The sequence below is a fragment of the Streptomyces sp. NH27 genome, assembly GCF_056859195.1.
In genome coordinates this window covers 22,682-32,160 of record NZ_JACEGK010000016.1, presented here as the reverse complement: position 1 = coordinate 32,160, position 9,479 = coordinate 22,682, and the positions used below count along the sequence as shown (strand labels likewise).

The 9,479-nt window shown below is 73.4% G+C and carries 9 protein-coding genes; 3 read left to right on the top strand and 6 right to left on the bottom strand.

Annotation, left to right across the window (positions count from 1 at the left end):
* Positions 1 to 569, bottom strand: a 569-nt coding sequence (locus tag AC13HU_RS03100) for a TetR family transcriptional regulator (protein WP_483040143.1), incomplete at its 3' end; no start/stop codon positions are given.
* A gap of 104 nt (positions 570 to 673) precedes the next feature.
* Between AC13HU_RS03100 and AC13HU_RS03095 the strand changes: the two genes are divergently transcribed.
* A complete protein-coding gene (locus AC13HU_RS03095) occupies positions 674 to 1,141 on the top strand; it encodes an ester cyclase (protein WP_483040142.1) in 468 nt (155 codons plus the stop codon).
* A 331-nt stretch (positions 1,142 to 1,472) separates the two neighbouring features.
* On the opposite strand, the gene AC13HU_RS03090 is transcribed toward AC13HU_RS03095, so the two are convergent.
* Positions 1,473 to 2,465, bottom strand: a complete 993-nt coding sequence (locus AC13HU_RS03090; protein WP_483040141.1) for a quinone oxidoreductase family protein — start codon at positions 2,463 to 2,465, stop codon at positions 1,473 to 1,475.
* A 109-nt stretch (positions 2,466 to 2,574) separates the two neighbouring features.
* On the opposite strand from AC13HU_RS03090, the gene AC13HU_RS03085 reads away from it, so the two are divergent.
* Together AC13HU_RS03085 and paaK are read left to right on the top strand one after the other, a co-directional pair.
* On the top strand, positions 2,575 to 3,288 hold the full coding sequence (locus AC13HU_RS03085; protein ID WP_483040140.1) for a CGNR zinc finger domain-containing protein: 714 nt from the start codon (positions 2,575 to 2,577) through the stop codon (positions 3,286 to 3,288).
* Between the two features lie 298 nt (positions 3,289 to 3,586).
* A complete protein-coding gene (gene paaK, locus AC13HU_RS03080) occupies positions 3,587 to 4,912 on the top strand; it encodes a phenylacetate--CoA ligase PaaK (RefSeq protein ID WP_483040139.1) in 1,326 nt (441 codons plus the stop codon).
* Between the two features lie 359 nt (positions 4,913 to 5,271).
* Here the strand turns inward: paaK and AC13HU_RS03075 are convergent, their stop codons facing one another.
* The 4 genes from AC13HU_RS03075 to AC13HU_RS03060 are packed head-to-tail and all read right to left on the bottom strand — an operon-like array spanning position 5,272 to position 9,444.
* Positions 5,272 to 6,456, bottom strand: coding sequence for a M20 metallopeptidase family protein (locus AC13HU_RS03075; protein ID WP_483040138.1), 1,185 nt, complete (start codon positions 6,454 to 6,456; stop codon positions 5,272 to 5,274).
* Positions 6,453 to 7,544, bottom strand: coding sequence for an LLM class flavin-dependent oxidoreductase (locus AC13HU_RS03070; protein ID WP_483040137.1), 1,092 nt, complete (start codon positions 7,542 to 7,544; stop codon positions 6,453 to 6,455). Before AC13HU_RS03070 ends, AC13HU_RS03075 begins: the two co-directional genes overlap by 4 nt.
* Positions 7,541 to 8,560, bottom strand: coding sequence for an ABC transporter substrate-binding protein (locus AC13HU_RS03065; protein ID WP_483040136.1), 1,020 nt, complete (start codon positions 8,558 to 8,560; stop codon positions 7,541 to 7,543). Before AC13HU_RS03065 ends, AC13HU_RS03070 begins: the two co-directional genes overlap by 4 nt.
* On the bottom strand, positions 8,557 to 9,444 hold the full coding sequence (locus AC13HU_RS03060; protein WP_483040146.1) for an ABC transporter ATP-binding protein: 888 nt from the start codon (positions 9,442 to 9,444) through the stop codon (positions 8,557 to 8,559). Before AC13HU_RS03060 ends, AC13HU_RS03065 begins: the two co-directional genes overlap by 4 nt.
* Positions 9,445 to 9,479 lie beyond the last annotated feature (35 nt).

The window sequence follows — 9,479 nt, the reverse complement described above, 5'->3', positions numbered from 1 at the left end:
GTGGAGGCGGGGTCGGGGGCAGGGCTGGAGGCGGGAACAGAGGTGGGGGACGAGGCCACGGGCGCCGCTTGCGGGGCGTCCACCGGACTCGCCGTGGCCGCTGCGGAGGCGGTGTGGCCAAGGACGAAGACCGTCAGCGCGTTGACGGCGTCGACAGCTCGGGCGAGCGGGAAGTGGGCGTCGACCAGCGCGGCGAGGGCGCGTTCGACGGCACTGAGAGTGGCGGGGGTGACGGCGGGACGGGACTGGAGCAGCGGGAGCAGAGCGGGGCTGCGCAGGAGCGCGCCCCGCAGGCCGTCCGCATAGGCGCGCAGGAGAGGCCGCCAGGGAGTGCCGGGGGCGGGCAGCGGGAGCGCGCTGGTCAGGCCACGCTCGACCAGGCCGTCGAAGAGTGCGTCCTTGCTCGGGACGTAGTGGTAGATCGTCATCGCCTCGACGCCGAGTTCGGCCGCGAGCTTGCGCATGCTGAGCGCCTTGAGGCCGTCGCGGTCGGCGAGGTTGGCGGCCGCGTCCAGGATCAGCTCGCGGGTGAGCCCGGCCCGCTCGCCTCGGCCTCGCTTGGCGTTCATACGACTTCCCCTTGCCTCTTGACATTCATACACCGTAAGAGAAATCCTGGTGCCTGCGGGAATCATACGCCGTAAGACTGAAATGGGAGAGGCGGTTCGGGCAGATGGATGCCATGGTCACGCGGGGCGCGGTCGTCAAGGGCGAGCAGGACAGCGGAGGCAAGGAGGTTGTCGCGGGCTTCTTCGCCGCGCTCAACGCCCGCCGGCTGGACGACCTGCCCCGGTGGATGCATGAGGACGTCGTGGACCATAACAAGATCATCCATGGCGAACCGGATGAGCCGGGCGCGGCATTCGACGCCTTCCGTCGGCAGCTCGACGCGTTCGACGACAGCGCGATGGAGCCGCAGGAACTGATCGCCGAGGGCGACCGGGTGGTGGCCCGACTGCTGGTGCACGGCCGCCACACCGGGGGCCACCCACGGATGCCCGAGCCGACGGGGCGGTCCTTCGAAGTGGAGCAGATCTGGATCTTCACCGTGCGGGAGGGGCGGATAGCCGAGATACGCGCGGTCAGCGACCGGCTCGGCATGTTCCTCCAGCTCGGCTGGGACTGGCCGACGGCAGACTGAAGACCGCCGAAATACCGAAGTGCCGAAACGCCGAAGCGCCGGTCGACCGCGTCCGGGGTGGAGCCGGCGCCGGAGCAGGGCGGGCCTGGCCTCGCGCAGCAGCGCCAGCACGCGGCGGCCCACTTCGCACTCCAGGACGGCCAGTTGCTGGGAGATGGGCGCGGCGGCGATACGGGGCGGAGGCCGAGAAATGAGCCGTGCGTGATGGTCGGCGGCGGGGCGCCGCCCGGGTCCGACGGGCCGGCAGGGCCGTCGTAGGTGGAGCAACGGGCAGCGGTGGCGGGCGCCCCGGGGGCCGCGGCCCGGCGCCGTCGGCAGCAGTGGCGCCAGGTCAGGGCCGGGTGGTGAGCACGATCTTGCCGCGATTAGCGCGCTGTTCGAGCCGCTCGTGGGCGCGGGCGGCCTGGTCGAGGGGGAACGTGGCCTCCACGGGAACCCGGTAGGTGCCGGCCGCGACTTCGGCGGCGATGTCCTTCAGGTCGGGCCGGGGGTCGTAGCCGTGCTCGATCAGGCCGGTGAGCTGGAAGCCGTAAATGGAGCCGTTCTTCGGATAGAAGTCGCGGGTGTCCACGGTGCTGGGCTGCAGCGCCACGTTGGCCAGGGCGACGACGCGTCCCGCGAAGCCGATCTGGCGAAGGCTCTGGGCGAAGGCGTCCCCGCCGACGGCGTCGAGGACGACGTCGGCGCCGCGGCCGCCGGTCAGGCGCAGCACTTCCGCCACTGCGGCTTCGCCCGGGAAGGCCGAGGTGTCGATGGCGTCGTGGGCGCCGAACTCGGCCGCCCAACCGACCTTCTCGGCACTGCGGGCGGCGGCGATCACCCGGGCACCGGCGTGCGCGGCGATCTGCACCGCGGCGCTGCCCACGCCGCTCGCAGCGGCCTGGACGACGACGGTCTCGCCCTTCTGGAGCCGCGCCAACCGGTGCAGGCAGTACCACGCGGTGAGCCAGGCGATCGGGAGTCCCGCGGCGGCCTGGGCGTCGACACCGTCGGGCAGCGGGACGACGCGGGTGGCGGGCACGACGGCGAGTTCGGCGTAGAACCCGGGAGTGGCCGCGCCCATGGCCATCACGCGCCGGCCGGGTGCGAGGTCCTCGACGCCCTCCCCCACGGCGGCGACGGTGCCCGCCGCCTCCGCACCGAGGACCAGCGGGAGCGGGCGGGCGCGGTGGTAGGTGCCGGCGCGGGTGAGGGCGTCGGCACGGTTGACGCCGGCCGCCTCGACCCGGACCAGGACCTCGCCGGGGCCCGGCACGGGGTCGGGCATCTCCACGGGGGTGAGGACGTCGGGGCCGCCGAACGTGTCGATCCGTACCGCGCGCATGGGTCACCAGTCTCGTGTCGGCGTCTTCCCGGCGTCGGTCGGCGCCGCCGGTGAAGTGGTCCCACTCTGCGACACTGCTTCAAGGAGTGTCAACTGCTACCGTGGTGCCATGGTGGCGACAGGTTCGGTAGGTCCGGTAGGTCCGGTAGGCGCGGCAGGTCCGGTAGGCGCGGCGAGCGGTGAGAGCGGGCCGGACTTCCGCTTCGTGGGCGGCCGGGTGTGCCTGGACTTCGTGGCCACCCTCGGCAAGCGTCACACGGACCCCGTGGAGCGGCTGCCCGAACCGGCGGCGCTGGCGCGGTGGTTCGGCGAGGCCGGGCTGCTGCCGCCCGGCGCGGCGGTGCCGCAGGTCGGAGCGGCGGGACTCACCCAGGCGAGAGTGCTGCGGGAGGCGCTGAACCGTCTGGTGCGGGCGGCGATGGACGGCCAGCCGTACAGCCGGACGGACATCGCGGTCGTCAACCGGGTGGCCGTGCTGCCGGATCTGGCCCCGCAGCTCGCCGTCGGCGACCGGACCGGGGCCTGCGACCCGGAGGTGCGCTGGCAGCACCGGGGGCCGGTGGCGGGGGCGGCGCTGGCCACGGTGGCACGGGACGGCGTACTGCTGCTGGGCGGGCCCGAGGCGGCCCGGGTCAAGGAGTGCGGGAACCCCGCGTGCTCGCTGCTGTTCGTGGACGACTCGCAGGCGCGGCGGCGCCGGTGGTGCTCGATGGACCGCTGCGGCAACCTCGCCAAGGTCGCCGGATACCGGGCCCGGGCGCGCCACAGGGACGCGACACAGCCGGCGGGCGACACCAGAGCGGAAGACGATCTCATGGGTTGACATGCGGTGACATGCGTTGAGGAAGGAACGTTCACCGAACCTTGCGGGTCGGGGCCGGTCGGGTCGCGGCGTGGGCGGCCGGACCGTCGCCGATCGCACCCTGGGCAGGGTGCGGGTCGCCGCGCGGGCGAGATCCACTGTTGGCCACGCTCCGCGACAGCGCAGGTGACACGAGTAGCGCAGGTCACGGCGATCGGGGCGAGTCCTTGACAGCGCAAGCGGTTGCTGGTTCGTTGACATCGCGGTCAAACCGAACGGTCGGTCGGCGCGGAGGGACCGGAGTGCGAGGGAGAGCGGCATGAGCGGGAGCATCCCGGACGAACTGCTGGACCCGGCGGAGCGGATGGGGCCGGACGAACTGGCCGCGCTCCAGCTCGAACGGCTGCAAGCGACGTTGCGGCACGCGTATGACCATGTGGAGCCGTACCGGCGGAAGTTCGACGCCGCCGGGGTGCGCCCGGAGGACTGCCGGAGCCTGGCGGACCTGGCGCGCTTCCCGTTCACCACCAAAGCGGACCTGCGGGCTGCGTACCCGTTCGGGATGTTCGCGGTACCGATGGCCGAGGTGCGGCGGCTGCACGCGTCGAGCGGGACCACGGGCCTGCCGACCGTGGTCGGCTACACCGAGCACGACCTCGCGGCGTGGGCGGAGGTGGTGGCCCGCTCCATCAGGGCGGCGGGCGGTCGCCCGGGCCACAAGGTCCATGTGGCTTACGGCTACGGGCTGTTCACCGGCGGCCTGGGCGCGCACTACGGCGCCGAGCGGGCGGGCTGCACGGTGATCCCGGCGTCCGGCGGGATGACGGCGCGGCAGGTACAGATCATCCGGGACTTCGAGCCGGAGATCATCATGATCACCCCGTCGTACATGCTGACGCTGCTGGAGGAGTTCGAGCGGCAGGGCGTCGATCCGCGCGGGACCTCGCTGCGGATGGGGATCTTCGGCGCCGAGCCATGGACGGAGGGGATGCGGGCCGAGATCGAGGAGCGGTTCGCGATCGACGCGGTGGACATCTACGGCCTGTCGGAGGTGATGGGGCCCGGGGTGGCGCAGGAGTTCGTCGAGGGCAAGGACGGGCTGCACATCTGGGAGGACCACTTCCTGCCGGAGGTAGTGGACCCGATCACCGACGCGGTGCTGGGACCGGGCGAGGGCGGCGAGCTGGTGCTCACCTCGCTCACCAAGCAGGCGCTGCCCGTGATCCGTTACCGCACCCGGGACCTGACCCGGTTGCTGCCGGGCACGTCGCGCCCGGCGATGCGCCGGATGGAGAAGGTGACCGGCCGCTGCGACGACATGATCATCCTGCGCGGCGTGAACGTCTTCCCCAGCCAGATCGAGGAGATCGTGCTGCGCACCCCCGCGGTCGCGCCGCACTTCCGGATCGAGCTGACCCGGCCCGGCCGGATGGACCACATGGCGCTACGGGTCGAGGCGCGGGCCGACGCGGGACCCGAGCAGCGGGCGGCGGCGGCCGAGTCGATCGCCCGGGGCGTGAAGGACGGCGTGGGGGTGACGGTCGAGGTCACGGTGGTCGACCCGGAGACGCTTGAGCGTTCGGTGGGCAAGATCCAGCGGGTCAAGGACCTGCGCGACCTACACGACCTGCGCGACCGGTCCTGACCCCGGCCCGGGGCCGGCGAGTGGTCCGCAACCAGGCGACACCGGCCCTGGCCCGGGCAGGAGAACAGCAACCGGACCTCCGCCACGAGACCCGGCCCCGGTACGCGGCGGGAGCCCGGTAAACAACACGTGTCGGCCCCGTCGCGGCGTGGACCGCACTGTCGGTGCGGCCGGCGACGTCCTCGCCCGAACCCGCAGCGCCCGCGGCGGGTGGTGCACAGGTCCGCGGGTGCGGACCCGGCGCGCCCCCCAAGAGCGCGCCGGCGCCCCGAGCCCGTCCCGCCGTCCGCACCGACGCACTGCTCAGCAGGTCGAACGGCCAAGCTGCCACTCGACCGAACCGTCAGTCAGCCGAACCGTCAATCGGCCGCCGGGTCCACGGCCGGGTCCACGGCCGGGGCGAGGCGACGCAGGGCGATCTCCGCGAACAGGGCGGCGCCGTCGGGGAGGACCGCGTCGTCGAAGACCGCGTCGGGCGCGTGGTTGCCCGGGGCGGTGGCCGGGTCCCGGCCGGGCGGGCAGGCGCCGAGGCTCGTCATCACGCCGGGAACCTCGGCGAGCACCCGGCCGATGTCGTCGGAGACCAGCGCCGGACGGGTGGTCCGGGTGAAGCGTTCGGCGCCGAAGAGGTCGGCCACGGCCCGGCCGACCAGGTCGGCCTCGGCGGCGTCGTTCACAGTGGCCGGGTAGCCGGCGGCGTACTCGACCCGTACGTCCAGGCCGTGGGCCGCGCCGATGCCGCGGGCGGTGCGTTCGGCCGCCTCGGCGAGCCGGGCGAGGGTGGCGTCGGACAGCGCCCGCAGCGTCGCTTCGATCGTGGCCTGCGCGGGGATGATGTTGGGCCCGGTGCCCGCGTGCACAGTGCCGACGGTGAGCACCACCGGGTCGAACGGGTCGAAGCGGCGGGCGGGCAACGCGCCGAGTACGGTGACGAGTTCGGCCAGCGCCGGGATGGGGTCGCGGCTGCGGTGTGGCCAGGCGCCATGCCCGCCGGCACCGTGCAGGGTCACCGCCAGCGTGCCGTTGGCGGCCAGCGCGGGCCCCGCCGTGTTGCTGAAGAGGCCGGCCGGGGCGGACGCGCTGGAGTGCAGGGCGTAGGCCGCCACCGGGCGACTCCCGGTGGTCTCCAGCAGCCCCTCCTCCAGCATGAGCCGCGCGCCGTCGTGGCCCTCCTCCCCCGGCTGGAACATCAGCAGCACGTCGCCGGCGAACCGGTCACGCCGGGCGGCGAGCAGGTGCGCGGCCCCGGCCAGCATCGCGGCATGCTGGTCGTGGCCGCACGCGTGCCGGGGGCCGTCGGCGAAGGGCAGCGCGTCCAGGTCGGCGCGCAGCAGCACCGTGGGCCCCGGCCGCGTACCGGAGACCACCGCCACGACGGAGCTGAGCGCCGCTCCGACGCGCGTGTTCAGCCCCAAGCCGTCGAGGGCGGCGAGTACGGCCTCCTGGGTACGGGGCAGGTGGAGGCCGACCTCCGGGTGCTCGTGGACGGCGTGCCGCAACCGGTCGAGGCCGAGTGAACGGGCCTCGTCCACCAGGTCGTTCATCCGGCGGTGCCCCGCAGTGCGGGCAGTACGGTCTCGGCGATGCGGTAGGACTCCTCCAGCAGCGGGTTGCCGGACAGGATGAAGGTGTCCACCCCGAGGTCCTGGAACTCCCTGAGCCGGTCCACGACTTGGGCGGTGCTGCCGACGACGGCGGTGCCCGGCCCCGGGCGGAACAGGCTCATGCCCGGCCACAGGTTGGGGTGCTTCTCCAACTCCCTTGCGTGCTTGGGCACTCGGCCGCCGTGCTGGCGGAACTGCCGGGTCCAGCCCTCACCGTCCTTGCTCTGCGGGTCGCCGAGCATACGGGTGTACGTAGCCTGGCTGGTGACGTCGAGCAGCCGGTCGGCGGCGGCCCACGCCTGCTCCTCGGTGTCGCGGACGATGAGGTGCAGCCGCAGGCCGAGCCGCAGTTCGCGGCCGTAGTGGGCGGCGCGCTCGCGCACCCGGTCCAGCTTCTCCTTCAGCAGGTGCGGCGGCTCGCCCCAGGTGAGGTAGACGTCGACATGCTGGGCGGCCATCTCGATGCCGGGGGCGGAGGACCCGCCGAACCACAACGGGGTGTGCACGCCGCCCTGGATCGGGGCCAGTTCGCGCAGTCCCGCACCCGCGCCGGTCAGCTCGTAGAACCGGCCCTTGTGGTCGAAGACCTCGCCGGCGGTCAGCCGCTTGACGATGTCCCAGTACTCGGCGCTGAGTTCGTACCGCTCGTCGTGTTCGAGCTGTAGGCCGGCCTGGCGCAGCGCCTCGGTCGAGCCGTTGACGACGTTGAAGCGCAGCCGGTCCGGGCCGAAGAGGTGGGCGAAGCTCAGCGCCATCTTGGCGAGCATGGTCGGCGAGATGAGCCCGGGGTGTATCGCAAGCAACGGCTTGAAGCTCGGCCGGGTCTGCGCGGCGACCGCGCTGGCCAGCGGCCACACGTCGTACAGGTCGGTGGCGAACAGCGCGCCGTCGTAGCCCAACCGATCGACGGCAAGGCCGAGTTGCTGGAGGTAGGCCAGGTCGATGCTGCGTCGCCCGGCGGGCTCCCAGGGGTAGGCGCCTTCGCGCGGGATGATGTACCAGAGGATTTCGGGGCTGGGCACGGTCACTTCTCCGGGGCTTCGCGGGTCTCGACGGCTGCGGCTGCATCTGTGGCCACGGCGGTCGCGGCCGGGGTGGTCTCTGACCGGGCGGTCGCGAACGGATCGGTGACGGACGGATCGGTCGCGAACGGATCGGTGGCGAGGGATCGCGCGGCGACGGCGTCGAGGCCCGGGTGGCGGGTGTCCGCGACGGTGATCGGGCGGGGCAGGAATCCGGCCGCGGCGAGGATGTCGGCGGCCTCCTGCTGCTCGGCGAGGAAGGCGTCGGAGACCGGTTCGAGCTGCCAGGGCAGCGCGGCCAGCGCCTCGCGCCAGTCCGCCGCGCTGCCGCCCTGGTCGGCCGCGGCGATCTCGGCGGCCTCGTCCAGGTGGCCGGCGGCCCAGCTGTCCGCGGCCTGGAGCGCCCGGACGATCAGGCCGAGCAGGTCGGGGCGGCGGTCGGCGAGTTCACGGCGGGTGAAGAAGACCGAGCGGTCGGCGATCAGGTCACCTGCCTCCGCCAGGGTGCGGACCCGGTCGTCGCGGCGCGCGGCGGACAGTTCGGCGCCCTGCCCCACCCAGGCGTCGATGCCGCCGTCCAGCAGCCGCGCGTACGAGTCGGCGCCGGATCGCTGCGCGGTGATGTCGGCGCCATAGGAAAGACCTTGCTGGGCAAGGGACTTGGCGACGAAGTGGGTCTGCCAGGAGCCGATCGCCAGGTGCACGGTGCGGCCCTTGAGGTCGGCGAGGGAGGCGATGTCGCCGTCCGCACGGACCAGCAGGGCGCCGTGGCCGGGACGCGGCGCCGACACGGCCGGGTAGACGAGGTCGTGTCCGGCCGCCTGGGCGGACAGCGGCGGGGTGGAGCCGGTGCCGCCGAAGTCGATGGTGCCGTCGGCCAGCGCCGCCGCGGTGTCCAGGCCGCCGATCTGGTGCCAGGCAACGGTCTCGCCGGACGGGCGCAGCGCTTCTTCGAGCAGGCCGAGCCGGGAAAGGTGGTAGAGGGACGGATTGGCCTTGTGGACGCCGATGTTGACGGTCATACGGAGGTCTCCTTGGTGGCGGTGCAACCGGTATCGGGATCGGTGGTGCGGGCGTCGGCGGGGGCTGTTGCGCGGGCGGTGCCGTGACCCGAGGCGGGGGCGACGCCGGGTTTGACGCTGGGCTTGAAGCCGGGGCCGGGGCCGGGATCGGCGCCGGCAGCGTGCCCTGCGGCGGGTGGCACGCCGGCCACGGTCACGGACTCGCCGCGGCCCACGCCGAGTTCGGCGAGCAGCCGGGTACGCAGGGCCGCGAACCGCGGGTCGGCGCTGTCGCGCGGGTGATCGATGGCGATCCGCTCGTCGGACGCCAGGCGGCCGTCGCGCAGTACGGCCACCCGGTCGGCCAGCCGGATCGCCTCGTCGACGTCGTGGGTGACGAGCAGTACGGCGGGCCGGTGGCGACGGCACAGTTCGCCGACCAGGTCGTGCATCCGCAGCCGGGTCAGGGCGTCGAGAGCGGCGAACGGCTCGTCCAGCAGCAGCAGTTCCGGCTCACGGATCAACGCCCTTGCCAGCGAGACGCGTTGGGCCTCGCCGCCGGACAGGGTGGCCGGCCAGGCGCCGGCGTGCCGGTCGAGACCGACCTCGGCCAGGGCGCGCCGACCGGTCTCCTTGGTACGCGGGCCGCGCTGCAGCGCGACGGTGACGTTGGCCAGCACCTTCTTGGACGGCACCAGGCGCGGTTCCTGGAAGACGACGGTCCGCGACTCCGGGACCAGTACCGTGCCGTCGTCGTGCCGGTCGAGGGCGCCGATGATGCGCAGCAGGGTGGTCTTGCCGGTGCCGCTGGCGCCGAGCAGAGCCAGGAACTCGCCCTGCGCGATGTCCAGGTCGAGGCCGTCGAGCACGTTCCTGCTGCCGAAGGTGCGGCGCAGACCGCGGATACGGACGGCGGCCCGGCTGCCGGTACGGTCGTCGG